This window comes from Peribacillus sp. YIM B13481 (assembly GCF_042787985.1).
Lineage (GTDB): Bacteria > Bacillota > Bacilli > Bacillales > DSM-1321 > Peribacillus > Peribacillus simplex_A.
On the sequence record NZ_JBHZPE010000008.1, the window covers coordinates 1 to 16,556 of the forward strand.

Genomic DNA, 16,556 nt, shown 5'->3' on the forward strand with positions numbered 1-16,556 from the left:
GTAGAGCCCCAATCTCCTAACTTCAGGCAAAAATTCAAAGGGAATCTCAAAAAGGGGTTCGGAATTTTTTAATTCCGGACCCCTTTTGTCTACAAACTGAAACAGCCACATGGGCTGTTTTTTTATTTATTAAAGTTTTTTGCTGCTCTTTAAAGACATACCGACAAAGTCACGGAATAGCGGCTGTGGACGGTTAGGGCGTGACGTGAATTCCGGATGGAATTGGGAAGCCACAAACCAAGGATGATCTTTCAATTCAACGATTTCAACCAGACGGCCATCTGGGCTTGTACCTGAGAAGACGAATCCTGCCTCTTCCATAGCCTGACGGTAGTGGTTATTGAACTCATAACGGTGACGGTGACGTTCATAAACAACCTCATCATTATATGCTTCGTATGCTTTAGTTCCTTCGATAAGCTTACATGGATACAGACCAAGACGCAGTGTTCCGCCCAAATCTTCTACATCCTTTTGCTCAGGAAGAAGATCGATGATTGGATCTGGAGTATCTTCCTTAATTTCAGCTGAATGCGCTTCTGGCAATCCTAGGACGTTGCGTGCATATTCAATGGATGCCAACTGCATGCCTAAACAGATTCCGAAGAACGGTGTTTTTGTCGTACGGGCAAACTCGGTCGCTGCAATTTTCCCTTCGATTCCACGATCTCCAAAGCCACCAGGGACAAGGATTCCATCTGCATCTTTAAGAAGTTCAGCAACATTTTCTTTTGTTACATCTTCAGAATTCACCCAGTCGATTTCAACATCTGCATCAAATGCGTAACCTGCATGCTTAAGTGCTTCCACAACAGAAAGATAAGCATCTTGCAATTCAACATATTTTCCGACTAGAGCGATTTTCGTTTTCTTTGATAAAGAAGTTACCTTTTTGACAAGTTCCTTCCAATCTTCCATATCCGCTTCGCCACAGTCCAATTTCAAGTGATCACAAACGATTTGGTCCATATTTTGTGCTTGAAGCGCAAGAGGGATGGAGTAAAGTGTATCCGCATCAAGACATTCGATGACAGAATTTTTATCGATATCGCAGAATAAAGCGATTTTATCCTTCATATCTTGTGAAATTGGGCTTTCTGTACGTGCAACGATGATATTCGGCTGAATGCCAAGACTGCGTAATTCTTTTACACTATGCTGTGTCGGTTTTGTTTTCATTTCACCAGCAGCTTTGATGTAAGGGACCAGTGTACAGTGGATATACATAACATTATTGATCCCGATATCACTTTTAATTTGGCGAATCGCTTCAAGGAACGGAAGAGACTCGATATCCCCTACAGTACCACCAATTTCAGTAATGACTATATCGGCATTCGTTTCATTACCTGAACGGAAAACCCGTTCTTTAATTTCATTCGTGATATGGGGAATGACTTGAACTGTTCCACCTAAATAATCACCACGGCGTTCTTTTCTCAGGACGGTTGAATAAATTTTACCTGTAGTCACATTGCTGTGTTTACCAAGGTTGATATCAATAAAACGCTCATAATGCCCAAGATCCAAATCCGTTTCAGCACCATCATCTGTTACAAACACTTCACCATGTTGATATGGACTCATCGTACCAGGATCCAAGTTGATATAAGGGTCAAACTTCTGGATCGTAACATTCAATCCCCTATTTTTTAAAAGTCTACCTAAAGAAGCTGCAGTTATCCCTTTTCCTAAGGAAGAAACTACTCCACCTGTCACAAAAATATATTTTGTCATCTTATATCCTCCTATAGATTGTTTTCTTCGAATGCCGTTCTTCATATCATTTAATCAGAACCTGCATCAAATCTTCCGCCACACAGGCGGTTAAAGCTATAACCATAAAATCTGTACAAACCTTTAATCACTTAAAGGTTTTTAGTGAGAGTCATGCAGGATACATGAACAAGAATAAATTTCCTTAAATGACAGTTAACATAAATATGTTCTCTATAGTTTTTACAATTCTAAGAGAAATCATTTTTAAAAATAAAAAAATGATGTCATTTATTCATTCCATCATTAAAAACAAAAACGCTCCGCTTACAATAAAAGTAAGGGAGCGATATAATTTAATCATTGTGTCCTTTTTTAAGGAGCCCAAAAATGATTCTACAAATTTCGCCTCAAAAAGTCAAGGGCGATTATTTATTTGTCATTCTCTTCTTTCAACTCTTCTTCGTCTTCATCTTCGTCCTCATCATCTTCCAGGACAAATGCTTCATCTTCAATTATTTCTTCTTCCAGATCATCATCATCATCCACGTCATCATCCAAAAGCACTTCGTCAATAACTGGAGAACCTAGAATATCATCATCATCGTCGTCATCTTCATCCTCATCCAGATCATCGACATCTTCTTCAAAGTCAAGATCTTCGTCTTCAAGTTCATCGAAATCGTCGATAACGACAGCAGCCTTTTTCGTTTTCTTTTTCTTTTTAGGTTTTACAACATGCACGACTTCTTCTTCGATTTGGTCAACTGGATACCATGTTTTCAATCCCCAGCGGTTGTCCCCAAGTGAAGTGAAGCGGCCATCCACATTTAAATCCGTATAGAATTGTGCAATTTTCTTTGCCACTTCCGCTTTAGATAAATGGTGCAGCGATGCTAATTCGCTTATTAAGTCTTTAAATGGAATCGGTTCATTTCTTTCCACCAACAAATCATATGCCATCTCTATTAAGGACATTTCCAATAATTGCTCTTTTGAGTGTTCTTTTAAACTCAAATTCCGCACTTCCCTTCTCTATTCAAACACTGAATTCCGTGTTTTTTCACATAAAAAAATAATCTAAAACAGTATTTCGATAAAATAACGACAATTCCTGCTAGACATATACTCCATTATAAACAATCTAAATGGGTTTATGCTAGTTCTATCTGATACTTTCACAGATTTACCTAAATGTCTATCTTTCACCGGAACCCTTAAGCAGAAAAAATCATGCACTTTCTTTTTTCGATTTCTGACGAAAGGCTGCCGTAAAAAATACAACAGTCAGGATAAAAAAAGAGATGGCACCCAATTGATGCTCATACAATTCAATTAAAATAACGATGGCAAGAATGTAACCTATGATTTTCCCAATCATTTTCAGGTTCATTTTCTCAACTCCAATAGGGCTGATTCTTCATTTATGCCCCTTTTCCAAATAATTATAAGGTAAAATCTTCATTTTGTTAAAAAAGACGGAAATTATTTAAAAAAGGGGCCCCCTAAAAATCGGTGCCCCCCCTTCTTGCTCTACATATTTCTTCGATACTGACCGCCTACATCATATAGCGCCCTGGTTATCTGGCCAAGACTGGCCACTCTCACACAGTTCATCAGTTCAGCAAAGATATTTTCCCCATTCATGGCTGCCAATTTCAGTTTAGTTAGCGCCTCATCCGTGAACTCCTTATTCCTTTCCTGGAATGCCCGGAGATTTATGATTTGCCCTTCCTTTTCTTCCTTTGTTGCACGGGCAATTTCCATGCTGTTCACAGCTTCCTCGGAAGGAGGATTGGGGTTCAAATACGTATTGACCCCAATGATCGGCAATTCACCCGTATGCTTTTTCATTTCGTAATGCATGGATTCATCCTGGATTTTCCCGCGCTGATACTGTGTCTCCATAGCACCCAACACCCCGCCTCGATCATTGATCCGATCGAACTCTTGCAGTACAGCTTCTTCAACCAGATCCGTCAATTCCTCTACGATAAAGGCACCTTGCATCGGGTTTTCATTTTTTGAGAGCCCATGCTCCTTTGTAATGATCATTTGTATGGCCATTGCCCGGCGTACGGATTCTTCAGTAGGCGTCGTGATAGCTTCATCGTACGCATTAGTATGCAGCGAGTTACAGTTGTCCTGTAGTGCCATTAAAGCCTGTAGTGTCGTTCTAATATCATTAAAATCAATTTCTTGCGCATGAAGGGAGCGCCCTGAAGTCTGTATGTGGTATTTCAGCTTCTGGCTACGGTCATTCGCACCATATTTATCCCGCATGACTGTCGCCCAAATCCTTCTTGCCACCCTCCCGATAACCGTATATTCCGGGTCAAGCCCATTTGAGAAGAAGAATGACAAATTCGGGGCAAAGTCATCAATATTCATTCCGCGACTTAAATAATATTCGATGTAAGTAAAGCCATTCGCTAATGTAAAAGCCAGCTGTGAAATGGGATTGGCACCCGCTTCAGCAATGTGATAGCCAGAAATGGATACAGAGTAGTAGTTCCTGACTTTCCGATCAATGAAATATGCTTGGATATCTCCCATTAACCTTAAGGCAAATTCCGTAGAGAAGATGCAAGTATTCTGGCCTTGGTCCTCCTTCAGAATATCCGCTTGAACGGTTCCGCGTACCGTTTGAAGAGTATAAGCCTGCACTTCTTCTGCTTCGGCATCCGTAAGGGGGCGGCCTAGCTCTTCTTCTTTCCGTTGAATCTGCTGATCGACTGCCGTATTCATATACATGGCCAAAATGATCGGTGCCGGTCCATTGATGGTCATGGATACAGAGGTTGAGGGGTGGCAAAGGTCAAAGCCTGCATAAAGCTTTTTCATGTCATCCAACGTACAGATACTGACTCCACTTTCCCCTACCTTTCCATAGATATCAGGCCGATGATCAGGATCCTCGCCATATAAAGTTACAGAATCGAAAGCCGTACTTAGCCGTTTAGCATTATCATCCTTTGACAAATAATGAAAACGCCTGTTGGTCCGGTCGGGCGATCCTTCACCGGCAAACTGCCGCTTCGGGTCTTCCCCTTCACGCTTGAATGGAAAGACTCCCGCTGTGTAAGGAAAGAAGCCGGGAACGTTCTCACGGAATACCCATCCTAAGATTTCTCCATAATCAACATATTTAGGCAATGATACTCTCGGAATCATTAAACCTGATAAACTTTTAGTTTTCAGCTTTGTGACGATTTCCTTATCCCTGACTCTCGTTACAAACTGCTCCCCTGCATACTTTTCTTTTAAATCCATCCATCCTGAAAGGATTTTTTTAGATTCAGGTGATAGATTTGAAGCGGTTTCCTTTTTCAAATTCTCTAAAGAAGCCACAATTCCTCCGTTACCATCATTTTCCTTAACTGCTTCAATAGCTCCTTCAAGCTGGAAAAGCCTGCGGGCAATACGTACTTGTTCAGCCGCGCGTTTATGATACGATCTGACCGTATCACTGATTTCACGTAAATAATAACGGCGATCGGTTGGAATGATGACATTTTGCTTATAGACATCCGCTTCTTTCGAAAAGGCAGTAATCCAACCCGTCCCTGATTTTTCATTAAGCTTTTCAATCAGTGCTGCGAATAATGCATTTGTTCCTGGGTCATTGAATTGGGAAGCTATTGTACCGTATACCGGCATTTCCGATGGATCTTGATCAAAAAGCGTACGGCTTCTTTGATATTGTTTTTGAACTTGGTTTTTTGCATCCTCGGAGCCTTTACGCTCATATTTATTAATGACTATCAAGTCTGCGTAATCAATCATATCGATTTTTTCGAGTTGTGAAGGCGCACCGAATTCACTCGTCATTACATACATGGATACATCGCATATTTCGGCAATTTCTGCATCTCCCTGACCAATTCCGCTCGTTTCAACGATGATTAGGTCGAATCCAGCTGCCTTAACGACTGAAATGGCATCTTTTATCGCCAAAGACAACTCACTTTTTGAATGACGCGTGGCTAAGCTCCTCATATAAACTCGCTCTGAAAAAATCGCATTCATTCTAATCCTGTCACCTAACAGGGCACCGCCTGTTTTTTGCTTGGTCGGGTCGACAGATAGAATGGCGACTTTCTCGTCTGGAATTTCGTTAATGAACCTCCGTATCAATTCATCAGTCAACGAACTTTTTCCAGCGCCGCCCGTCCCTGTAATCCCAAGAACAGGAACCTTCTTTTCGGAAGTCTTGATCTGCTCAAAAAGACTCTCCACCGCTGCCGCAGATTCCTTTGAAGCGTCGAGTCTATTTTCAGCAAAGGTAATAAATTGGGCAATGGCATTTGTTCCCCCTGCAATCAATTCATCAAAGCGTTCCTGTAAAGATGGTTTGACAGTCGAGAAATCACACTCCTCCATCAATACATTTATCATGCCTTGAAGCCCATATTCCCGCCCTTCATCAGGAGAAAAGATGCGGGCAATCCCATAATCATGGAGTTCTTTAATTTCCTTCGGGATGATGACACCGCCACCTCCGGCAAAAATCCGAATGTGCTCGGCTCCCTTTTCTTTCAGCAGGTCATACATATATTTAAAATATTCCACATGACCGCCTTGGTAAGATGACATGGCTATTCCCTGAACATCTTCCTGGATGGCAGCATTCACGATCTCCTCCACCGAACGATTATGTCCTAAGTGAATTACTTCCGCCCCGCTGGACTGAAGGATTCTCCTCATTATATTGATAGATGCATCATGTCCATCAAATAAACTCGAAGCTGTAACGAATCTGATATGGTTCTTTGGTTTATACACCTCAACTGTACTCATTTAGCTCCTCCTTATTGAAACGTTTTTATATCAGAGACTTTTCTGAAGCGATACATTTTGAATCAATAATTGCGTCTGCAGTTCAACATACTCTTGAAGCGTGTAATTTTTATGCAAAGCCCATCTTCTGAAACTCCACATCTGTCCCTGAACAAAAATGTTATGTGAAACAAGGCTTATTTGTTTTTCCGTCAACAATAGCTCCCCATTCTCAACACACTTCGTTATGACCTTTTCGAACATGCCCACCATCCGAATTTCTTTGTTCAGAACATAAGGTAAAGCATCTTTCGTCAGAGCTTTCACTTCCTGATACATGACCAGCACTTCGTCCTGCATTTCATCCATCACTTTATAAAAGTAAGCGATCGTCAGCTTCAAACTTTCAAGTGTCCCATCACTCTGTTCTATTTCTTTTTGAAGCTTTTCCTGGACTTCATCGTAGATAAAGTCACAGACGAGATATAATATATCTTCCTTGGTCCGGATATACTCGTATAACGTGCCAATACTGAAGCCAGCGGCTTTGGCAATTTCCCTGGTAGTCGTTCGATGAAATCCCTTTTCCTTAAAAAGGGTCACCGCCCCTTTAATCATTTGTGTACGCCTTTTTTCAACCAGCCGCTCATCCTTTACCGATGCAAGAACTTCTCTTTTTTCCATTTTCAAACCCCTTTTTTGAATCCCTTCAATTAATTACCAAAGACATACTTCCGAAGAAATTGAAAAGGGTATTCCGGTAAGGACGATGCCTCATCGGAAAACCTCGATTTCAATACTATTTAGTAATCATCCTTGAGATGACCAGCTTTTGAATTTCCTGTGTACCTTCGTAGATCTGGGTTATTTTCGCATCACGCATATACCGCTCCACTGGGTAATCTTTTGTATAACCATAACCACCGAAAACCTGCACGGCTTCCGTCGTCACTTTCATTGCTGTATCTCCAGCAAAGAGTTTGGACATGGCCGACTCTTTTCCATAAGGAAGGCCCACTGATTCCAACCAGGCAGCCTGATAGGTTAATAGCCTTGAAGCTTCAACACCCGTTGCCATATCCGCCAATTTAAAACCGATTCCTTGCTGTGCAGAAATTGGCTTGCCGAATTGTACGCGCTCTTTTGCATAGTCAACTGCGGCATCCAGTGCACCTTGGGCTATGCCTACAGCTTGTGCTGCAATTCCATTACGGCCCCCATCAAGCGTCATCATCGCAATTTTAAAGCCTTCTCCTTCTTTTCCAAGAAGGTTTTCTTTAGGAACTCGGCACTCATCAAAGATGATTTCCGTGGTCGGTGATGAACGGATTCCCAGCTTCTTCTCTTTTTTACCAACACTAAAACCCGGGAAGTCCTTTTCAATGATAAAGGCACTCGTTCCTTTTTGTTTCGATTCAGGATCTGTCAATGCAAAGACGACATATGTATCAGCAATCCCGCCGTTCGTAATGAAGATTTTCGAACCGCTGATAATATATTCATCACCTACAAGCTTTGCAGACGTTCTCATACCGCCTGCGTCTGAGCCTGAGCTAGGTTCAGTAAGGCCGTATGCACCGATTTTTTCCCCCAGTGCCATCGGGCGAAGGTATTTTTGTTTTTGCTCTTCAGAACCAAATTTATATATTGGCCACCCTGCAAGCGAAGTATGGGCTGATAGAGTCACTCCAGTAGAAGCGCAAACGCGGGAAAGTTCCTCAATCGCTATGCAATACGCTAAGTAATCGCTTCCAATTCCGCCGTATTCCTCTGGCCACGGAATCCCTGTCAGTCCAAGTTCAGCCATTTTATCGAAAATCTCTCGGTCAAATCGTTCTTCTTCATCCCTCTCGGCAGCTGTCGGAGCCACTTCATTCTGGGCAAAGTTGCGTACCATCTTCCTAATCATTTCATGTTCTTCCGTTAGTTTAAATTGCATGACCATGTCCCCCGTCTTTTTCGTATTTATAGACTCTTACTGATGACCATTCTCTGTATTTCACTCGTTCCCTCATAAATTTCGGTTACCTTTGCATCCCTGAAATAGCGCTCGACCGGATATTCTGTTGTATACCCGTAGCCTCCGAACACTTGGACTGCTTCTATCGTCACATCGACAGCCGTCCTCGAAGCAAATAGCTTAGCCATGGCCGCTTCTTTACCGCACTTCAATCCACTTGAGCGTAAATACGCCGCCCGATAGACCAGTAGCCTTGATGCTTCTATGCCTGTTGCCATTTCGGACAGTTTGAAACCGATCCCCTGTTGTGCTGCAATGGGTTTGCCAAATTGAACCCTGTCTTTTGCATATTGGACAGCATGTTCCATGGCGCCTTCTGCAATTCCCAGAGCTTGAGAAGCAATGCCAATCCTTCCAGCATCCAAGTTGGCCATTGCAATTTTAAAGCCTTCACCTTCTTTGCCTAAGAGATTGGCAGCAGGCACTTTCATATCCTCGAACGTCACCTGTACGGTGCTCGAACCATGAAGGCCCATTTTACGTTCATCTTTACCGATGATTAAGCCTGGCGTCCCTTTTTCTACGATAAAAGCAGAGATTCCCTTGCTTCCCTTCTGAGGATCGGTTGAAGCAAAAACAATAAACACATCCGCTTCCCCGCCGTTGGTGATAAAAACCTTGGACCCATTTATTCGATATTTTCCGTCTTCCTTTACCGCTACTGCCTTGGATTTCAAGCTCGCGGCATCTGAACCCGAGCTTTGCTCAGTTAAGCAAAAGGCTCCCAGATATTCACCAGCGGCTAACTTAGGCACATATTTTTGCTTCTGCTCTTCCGTTCCAAAATAAACGATTGGATTTGTGCCAACAGAAGTATGAACGGACAGTATGACACCAAGAGTTGGACTTACTTTGGAAATCTCATTGATGGCGATGATATACGACATGAAATCCATACCTGCGCCACCGTATTTTTCTGGAATGGGGATTCCCATCAAACCAAGCCCACCCATTTTTTGCAGGATCGTTTTTGGAAACACTCCCCTTTCCATTGTCTCGATATGAGGTGTAATCTCATTTTCTGCAAAATTGCTTACCATCTTCCGCATCATTTCCTGTTCTTCGGTAAACTTGAAATCCATTCCTTCACTCCTCCCTAGCTGCAAATGCTTTCTATGATTGGTTATATTCATAAAATCCACGTCCTGCTTTCTTGCCTAGCCACCCTGCTTTCACATATTTCCTTAACAGCGGACACGGTCGGTATTTATCGTCTCCCAGCCCCTGGTGAAGGGTTTCCATTATGTATAAGCATGTATCGAGCCCAATGAAGTCAGCTAGCGTAAGCGGGCCCATGGGATGGTTCATTCCCAACTTCATTACATCGTCAATCGCCTCTTTAGTAGCGACGCCCTCATAAAGTGTATAGATGGCCTCATTGATCATCGGCATCAAAATCCGATTCGCTACAAAACCTGGAAAATCATTGACTTCCACCGGTACCTTGTTCAAGGTTTCAGCCATCTTATCAACCTCTTTATAAACTTCATCCGATGTAGCAAGGCCACGGATGATCTCAACCAGCTTCATGACTGGAACGGGGTTCATAAAATGCATGCCAATTACCTTTTCCGGCCTATTCGTGGCAGCGGCTATCTCAGTAATCGGAAGCGAAGAAGTATTGGATGCAAGAATGACCTGCTGCGGCGTGATTTCATCCAGCTCGGCGAATATTTTTGTTTTTATTTCCATATTTTCCACTGCCGCTTCAATCACTAAATCAACGGCAGCTGCATTTTTTAAATCCGTCGATGCTGTCAAACGGGAAAGGATCGCATCTTTTTCCCCGGGCCCCATTTTCCCTTTTTCTACTTGACGGGAAAGATTCTTGGTAATTGTCCCTAGTCCCTTTTCTACATATTCTTCTTTTAAATCGTGTAAAAGTACTTCATAACCGCTCATTGCACAAACCTGGGCAATGCCAGATCCCATCTGTCCCGCACCAATGACCATCACTTTTTGAATGCTCATGAAAACCCCTCCTCATTTATCTATGAAACTATCATCCTTGTTTTGGCACTTCGATTAAAATGGCATCTCCCTGCCCGCCTCCACTACAGATCGCTGCGATGCCCAATCCTCCTCCGCGGCGTTTCAATTCATGCATCAGCGTAATGATGATGCGAGCACCACTTGCCCCGATTGGGTGACCTAATGCTACAGCACCGCCGTTAACATTCACTTTTCCAGGCTCGATGTTGGCAATTTTTCCACTGGCGAGTGCAACCGCTGCAAATGCTTCGTTCACTTCAAATAAATCAATATCCTCTATCGATTTACCTGTCTTCTTCAGGATTTCATTTATGACCAAACCTGGCGTTTTAGGGAAGTCCTTTGCTTCCACTGCCACTTCTGCATGAGCCACAATATAGGCAAAAGGCGTTTTCCCTTCTTTTTCCGCACGTTCCTCACTCATCAATACGAGTGCTCCTGCCCCATCATTGACGCCAGGTGCATTACCTGCCGTAATGGTTCCCTCATTATTAAAAGCTGGACCTAATTTAGCTAACTTCCCGGCAGATGTATCTTTTCTTGGGCCTTCATCATGTTCGATGGTAATTGGTTCGCCTTTTCGCACCGGCACCTGTACGGCAATGATTTCTTCTGCAAGAATACCGCCATCGATTGCTTTTATCGCTTTTTGATGACTCTCGTAAGCCCAGCTATCCTGTTCCTCACGGGTGATTTCAAGATCTTCGGCAGTACTGTTTCCGTAAGTGCCCATATGAACGCCTGTAAAGCTGCAACTAAGTCCATCCGAAATCATGGTATCCTTAAGTTGTGCATCTCCCATCCTTAGGCCCCACCTTGCTTTTGGAAGAATATAAGGCGCATTGCTCATCGATTCCATTCCTCCGGCAACAATGATTTCTTCTTCACCTAAGCGAATGATCTGATCAGCCAATGTAACACTGCGAAGTCCTGATGCACATACTTTATTAATGGTTTCCGTTTTCACTTCCCAAGGCATTCCAGCATGACGTGCTGCCTGTCGTGACGGTATTTGACCTTGGCCCGCTTGAAGTACATTCCCCATGATGACCTCGCCTACTTGCCCGCCATCAACCCCTGCCCGATCAAGTGCCTCTTTAATTGCTATTCCACCAAGCTGAGATGCTGTCAAACTGCTGAGGCCGCCGCCAAATTTACCAAAAGGTGTTCTCACACCACTAATAATCACTGTTTTTGCCATCATTATTTCCCCCTTCAATAACATTGATTGAACGCTCGCTCAATATGAAGTTAAAAAAAATCGTTTTGTAAGCGCTTAATATCATTTTACATAATTTTTACAAAAATTAAAATATTTAGTTTGTAAATATTTAAAAATTGCCTGCTTCCATTTGACTCATTCCATATAGAAGAAGCAGGCATTCCGTTTTAAATTAAGATGCAATCGATTTATTTTCACCAATGACCGCTTTTTCGAGCAGTTCAGCTACATCATACGTTTTAACATTTTCCTCAACTTCTTTTGCTTTCGTCCCATCAGATAGCATGGTCAGGCAATAAGGACATCCGGAACTGATCACTGTTGGACTGACGGCGAGTGCTTGTTCAGTACGTGCCACATTGATGCGGTTTCCTGTTTCCTCTTCCATCCACATCAAACCGCCTCCAGCTCCACAGCACATCCCTTTTTCACGGTTACGCTCCATCTCAATAAGTTTCACACCGTCAATGGATTGTAAAATTTCACGCGGCGGGCTATATACTTCATTGTACCTTCCCAAATAACAGGAATCGTGGAATGTAATCGTTTCATTCACTGGATACTGAGGCACCAATCTGCCTTCACTTACAAGTTTGGCTAACAATTCAGTATGGTGATACACTTCAGCTTCCAAGCCAAAATCCGGATACTCATTCTTAAAAATATTGTATGCATGCGGATCGATCGTTACGATTTTCTTGATTTCATTCTTCTGGAATTCTTCTATATTCTTCATGGCAAGCTCTTGAAAAACAAACTCATTTCCCAATCGACGAGGAGTATCCCCTGAGTTTTTCTCCTTATTTCCAAGGATTGCAAATTTGACGCCCGCCTCATTCAATAATTTTGCAAAGGAAAGGGCAATCTTCTGGCTTCGGTTATCGTATGATCCCATTGAACCTACCCAGAATAAATATTCGAATTCCTCGTCTGCCTTTTGTAATTCCTTCACGGTAGGAACGCTGACATCTTCCCGAAGGCTTCTCCAATCTTCTCTCTCTTTACGGTTAAGCCCCCACGGGTTTCCTTGACGTTCGATATTTGTCATGGCACGTTGTGCATCTGGATCCAGCCTACCCTCTGTCAATACCAGATAACGGCGCATATCGATGATTTTGTCGACATGTTCATTCATTACCGGGCATTGATCTTCACAGTTCCGGCAAGTCGTACATGCCCAAAGTTCTTCTTCCGTAATGACTTCGCCAATCAGGCTCGGACTGTATGCTTCGGTCGCTGCAGCTGATTCCTGCGCCCCCTTTGCGGCACTCGCTAGAGCTATCTTATTTCCCTCCGTATTCCCAAAAACAAAAGATGGCACCCATGGCTGCTTCGTTGTAACAGCAGCGCCTGTATTTGTTAAATGGTCACGCATCTTGATGATGATATCCATCGGTGACAGCATTTTACCGGTACCAGTAGCAGGGCACATATTCGTACAACGCCCGCACTCCACACAGGCATAGAGGTCCACCATTTGATATTGCGTCAAGTCTTCGATATATTTGGCGCCGTAATATTGATTGCCTTCTTTGTCGAAAACTTCTTCTTCCAAATCAACCGGCTTCAATTTTCCCGGATTGTCCAGGCGATTGAGGAATACATTTATCGGACCGGCAATCAAGTGGGCATGCTTAGATTGCGGGATATAAACAAGGAACGATAATATGATCAGTAAATGCAGCCACCAAGCTACATAAAAAACAACTGTTGCCGCTGCTGTTCCCATCCAGCCAAAAAGGAAAGCAATGCTTGATGCGACTGGCTCTGACCAAGTTGCATCGTGTTCATGCCAGATCATTCCCATTCCATTCCCCAGTAACACGGTAATCATGATTCCAGTAATGAAGATGACAACCAATCCTGCTTTGAGATCCCTTTTCAAGCGAACGAGCTTCTCGACATAACGACGGTATGCCGCCCATAGGATTGCGACAAGAACGGTAAGCGTCACAATTTCCTGGAAGAAAGTAAAGGCCGGATAAACAGGGCCAAACGGTAAATGCCATCCCGGTCTTAAGCCTTTAATGAAGAAGTCCAGTGCCCCAAATTGCACTAAGATGAAACCATAAAATAACATGGCATGTATGATTCCGCTTTTCTTATCTTTAAAGAGCTTCTTCTGTCCAAATACATAAACCCCTATTTTCACAAGACGATCTTTCACACGGTTATCGAATTCCACTTTTTTGCCAAGTTTTATATAAGCTATACGAGTCCTTACCAAATAGATAAATAAACCCGCGGCGTAAGCGGTTACAATCAGGAATGCAGTTAAGTTGATCCACAGCAAGCCATTCATTTCCATGCAGTCTTTCCCCCTTTTTGTAAATTGTAAAATGCCAAAAGGCAGCCATTTAAATAAAATAGAAAATTTGGCATTTTTCTGAAATTTAATTAACTCCATTATATAATGAATGAGCATTCAGTCAACTTTTTTCTTCTAAAAACATATTTGATTTTTCTACACCTTATTGTATAGTTCGACAATTCCGTTAATTTCCCTTTTGTATTCTAAAAAAAATTGAGGTTCCTCTCCCCGCTTTTTAATGGTTACTAACAGGGAATTTGAGCCAAACTAAATGAAATCATTTAGGGGGGATTTTTTTTGAAGATTATCACTACGATTGCCTCTATATTTTTATTGATCTTCACTTGGTGCTGGGTTGATCTTAAGTTAGGGCATAAGCGTTATATGAAGCAGGCAACCAACATTAAATACCCGCCTCGGAACAGTGACATGACTATATTCACATCAGGAAAAATCCTGTTTGATGATTTTATGAAAGAAGTCAAGCGAGCCCAGCATTCCATCCATATCCTTTTTTATATTGTGAAAAATGATAAATTCAGCAAGGATTTTTTGAAGTTACTGCAATCAAAAGCGGAAGAGGGCGTGGAAGTGCGACTTTTAGTAGATTGGGTTGGAAGTAAAAAGATTTCCCGCAAAACCATTCAGGGGCTAACTAAAAGCGGGGTTCATTTTTCTTTTAGCTTCAAACCGAAACTTCCTTTCCTTTTCTATACAATACAAAAAAGAAATCACCGAAAAATTACTGTGATAGACGGCAAAATCGGCTATCTTGGGGGCTTTAATATCGGTAAGGAGTATATTAACCAAGGGGAAAAGCTCAACCCTTGGAGGGATTATCATTTGAAAATGACCGGGGAGGGGGTAAGGGACCTGCAGGAAGTCTTCCTCTCGGATTGGTTCTATGATACAAACGAGGATCACAGGGGAACACCTGCCTATTTCCCGACATTGACTCCCGGGTCGCAGGTACATCAGGTTTTTGTCACGAATGGAAGTGATCTTGAACAGTCCTTAGCACGCATGATTCAGCAAGCCAATAATAAAATCATCATCGGGACTCCATACTTCATTCCCAGTGAAACTCTATTTCAAGAATTAAGGGAGGCCCTTGCACGCAATGTTTCCGTAACGGTCATCGTACCTGAAAAATCAGACCATGCCCTTGTCAAAGAAGCATCCTTTCCCTACTTCCGGGTACTATTAAAAGATGGGGCTGAAATCATGCAATTCCAAAGAGGGTTCTACCATTCTAAAGTGATACTTATTGATGATACAATCTGTGATATCGGTACGGCTAATTTTGATAAACGCAGCCTTTTTTTAAATAGTGAAATTAATTGTCTGGTATTTGACCGGGCATTTATAGCAGATGCAGAAAAGGAATTGGCGGTGGACCTAGCTGAATCCAAGCCATTAAGCAGTGACGCGCTTTCCTCCATGAATGTTGTCCGATCAGCAAAAGAATCGCTGGCCTCCGTCCTTTCTCCTTTTCTTTGAAATCCCGCTGTTCAAGGAGAAAATATAATGAAAATAAGATTTGGATTTGTATCCAACGCAACCTGTTTATGGGAAGCTTCTCCAGCTAAGACACTTACTTTCAAGCGATATAGCACACTTGGCCCGGAAAAAGGGATGGAAAAACTGCTGAGTGTGACTAGGCAGAACATTGAAAATACCTTAAGGGTCCTTCAATATAACACGGCCCACCAAATAGAAATATACCGGATGTCCAGTTCAATTGTTCCTTTAGCCACGCATCCCGAAATAGAATGGGATTTCGTCACTCCTTTTAGAAGAGAGTGGAAACAGCTTGGAGATTGGGTTTCTGAACATAAGATGAGGATTAGCTTCCATCCCAATCAGTTTACGCTGTTTACCAGCCCTAAACCCGAGATTACTCAAAATGCCGTAAAAGATATGGAGTTCCATTATAAAATGCTTGATGCAATGGGCATTGCAGACTCTTCTTTTATCAATATCCATGTCGGCGGAGCCTATGGTGACAAAGATTCCGCCATAGTAAGGGTTCATGACAATCTTAAATCGCTTCCTATCCACGTCAAGGAAAGAATGACCTTGGAGAATGATGATAAAACCTATACAGCATCAGAAACCCTGAGGGTATGTAAGAAGGAAGGCATTCCACTTGTCTTTGATTACCACCACCATCTCGCAAACCTTTCAACTGAGCCTCTTAACGAGCTGCTCACCGAGGTGTTCACCACTTGGAGTCAGGCAGGGGCGGTACCAAAGATTCATATTTCATCCCCGAAATCGGCAGGTGAATTTCGCTCGCATGCTGATTATATCGATTTGGAATTCATCATGCCCCTTTTTAAAGTGCTTAAGGGACTTGGACAAGACGTGGATTTCATGATTGAAGCCAAGATGAAGGACCGGGCGATGTTGCAGCTGATTGAAGATATAGCTAAGGTACGTGGTGTAAAAAGGGTATGCGGCGGTGCCATCGAGTGTTAATCAAATTAAAAAAAGCGTCTGTTTCGTTAGAAACA

Annotated in this window: 12 protein-coding genes; 2 read left to right on the forward strand and 10 right to left on the reverse strand. The window is 42.6% G+C overall.

Annotation, left to right across the window (positions count from 1 at the left end):
* Positions 1-129: 129 nt before the first annotated feature.
* The 10 genes from ACFX4X_RS07270 to ACFX4X_RS07315 all read right to left on the reverse strand — a co-directional run bounded on the left by ACFX4X_RS07270 (position 130) and on the right by ACFX4X_RS07315 (position 14,031).
* On the reverse strand, positions 130-1,737 hold the full coding sequence (locus tag ACFX4X_RS07270) for a CTP synthase (protein ID WP_061465744.1): 1,608 nt from the start codon (positions 1,735-1,737) through the stop codon (positions 130-132).
* Between the two features lie 411 nt (positions 1,738-2,148).
* Positions 2,149-2,733: a DNA-directed RNA polymerase subunit delta gene (gene rpoE / locus ACFX4X_RS07275; protein WP_284469184.1), complete on the reverse strand. Its 585-nt coding sequence runs from the start codon at positions 2,731-2,733 to the stop codon at positions 2,149-2,151.
* A 214-nt stretch (positions 2,734-2,947) separates the two neighbouring features.
* On the reverse strand, positions 2,948-3,109 hold the full coding sequence (locus ACFX4X_RS07280) for a hypothetical protein (RefSeq protein ID WP_284469183.1): 162 nt from the start codon (positions 3,107-3,109) through the stop codon (positions 2,948-2,950).
* 140 nt (positions 3,110-3,249) lie between these two features.
* A complete protein-coding gene (gene icmF, locus ACFX4X_RS07285) occupies positions 3,250-6,516 on the reverse strand; it encodes a fused isobutyryl-CoA mutase/GTPase IcmF (protein WP_377382695.1) in 3,267 nt (1,088 codons plus the stop codon).
* A 30-nt stretch (positions 6,517-6,546) separates the two neighbouring features.
* Positions 6,547-7,179 carry a TetR/AcrR family transcriptional regulator gene (locus ACFX4X_RS07290; RefSeq protein ID WP_061465749.1) on the reverse strand — a complete coding sequence of 211 codons (633 nt, stop codon included), beginning with the start codon at positions 7,177-7,179 and terminating at the stop codon, positions 6,547-6,549.
* 115 nt (positions 7,180-7,294) lie between these two features.
* The gene (locus tag ACFX4X_RS07295; RefSeq protein ID WP_089362035.1) at positions 7,295-8,434 is read right to left on the reverse strand and encodes an acyl-CoA dehydrogenase; all 1,140 of its coding nucleotides are present in this window, start codon (positions 8,432-8,434) and stop codon (positions 7,295-7,297) included.
* 26 nt (positions 8,435-8,460) lie between these two features.
* Positions 8,461-9,597, reverse strand: coding sequence for an acyl-CoA dehydrogenase (locus tag ACFX4X_RS07300; protein WP_284469182.1), 1,137 nt, complete (start codon positions 9,595-9,597; stop codon positions 8,461-8,463).
* A 31-nt stretch (positions 9,598-9,628) separates the two neighbouring features.
* Positions 9,629-10,486: a 3-hydroxybutyryl-CoA dehydrogenase gene (locus tag ACFX4X_RS07305; protein ID WP_377382698.1), complete on the reverse strand. Its 858-nt coding sequence runs from the start codon at positions 10,484-10,486 to the stop codon at positions 9,629-9,631.
* Positions 10,487-10,517: 31 nt separating this feature from the next.
* On the reverse strand, positions 10,518-11,708 hold the full coding sequence (locus ACFX4X_RS07310; RefSeq protein ID WP_377382700.1) for an acetyl-CoA C-acetyltransferase: 1,191 nt from the start codon (positions 11,706-11,708) through the stop codon (positions 10,518-10,520).
* Between the two features lie 193 nt (positions 11,709-11,901).
* On the reverse strand, positions 11,902-14,031 hold the full coding sequence (locus ACFX4X_RS07315) for a (Fe-S)-binding protein (RefSeq protein WP_377382804.1): 2,130 nt from the start codon (positions 14,029-14,031) through the stop codon (positions 11,902-11,904).
* A 306-nt stretch (positions 14,032-14,337) separates the two neighbouring features.
* Here ACFX4X_RS07315 and cls point away from each other — a divergent pair, with 306 nt between their 5' ends.
* Both cls and uvsE read left to right on the forward strand, forming a co-directional pair.
* A complete protein-coding gene (gene cls, locus ACFX4X_RS07320; RefSeq protein WP_377382702.1) occupies positions 14,338-15,540 on the forward strand; it encodes a cardiolipin synthase in 1,203 nt (400 codons plus the stop codon).
* Positions 15,541-15,567: 27 nt separating this feature from the next.
* The gene (gene uvsE / locus ACFX4X_RS07325; RefSeq protein WP_377382703.1) at positions 15,568-16,521 is read left to right on the forward strand and encodes a UV DNA damage repair endonuclease UvsE; all 954 of its coding nucleotides are present in this window, start codon (positions 15,568-15,570) and stop codon (positions 16,519-16,521) included.
* Positions 16,522-16,556 lie beyond the last annotated feature (35 nt).

Bases quoted from the DNA above. Each gene is read 5' to 3' on its own strand.
- ACFX4X_RS07270 (WP_061465744.1), bottom strand. From the start codon at position 1,737: ATGACAAAATATATTTTTGTGACAGGTGGAGTAGTTTCTTCCTTAGGA.
- ACFX4X_RS07280 (WP_284469183.1), bottom strand. From the start codon at position 3,109: ATGAACCTGAAAATGATTGGGAAAATCATAGGTTACATTCTTGCCATC.
- icmF (WP_377382695.1), bottom strand. From the start codon at position 6,516: ATGAGTACAGTTGAGGTGTATAAACCAAAGAACCATATCAGATTCGTT.
- ACFX4X_RS07290 (WP_061465749.1), bottom strand. From the start codon at position 7,179: ATGGAAAAAAGAGAAGTTCTTGCATCGGTAAAGGATGAGCGGCTGGTT.
- ACFX4X_RS07295 (WP_089362035.1), bottom strand. From the start codon at position 8,434: ATGCAATTTAAACTAACGGAAGAACATGAAATGATTAGGAAGATGGTA.
- ACFX4X_RS07300 (WP_284469182.1), bottom strand. From the start codon at position 9,597: ATGGATTTCAAGTTTACCGAAGAACAGGAAATGATGCGGAAGATGGTA.
- ACFX4X_RS07305 (WP_377382698.1), bottom strand. From the start codon at position 10,486: ATGAGCATTCAAAAAGTGATGGTCATTGGTGCGGGACAGATGGGATCT.
- ACFX4X_RS07310 (WP_377382700.1), bottom strand. From the start codon at position 11,708: ATGGCAAAAACAGTGATTATTAGTGGTGTGAGAACACCTTTTGGTAAA.
- ACFX4X_RS07315 (WP_377382804.1), bottom strand. From the start codon at position 14,031: ATGAATGGCTTGCTGTGGATCAACTTAACTGCATTCCTGATTGTAACC.
- uvsE (WP_377382703.1), top strand. From the start codon at position 15,568: ATGAAAATAAGATTTGGATTTGTATCCAACGCAACCTGTTTATGGGAA.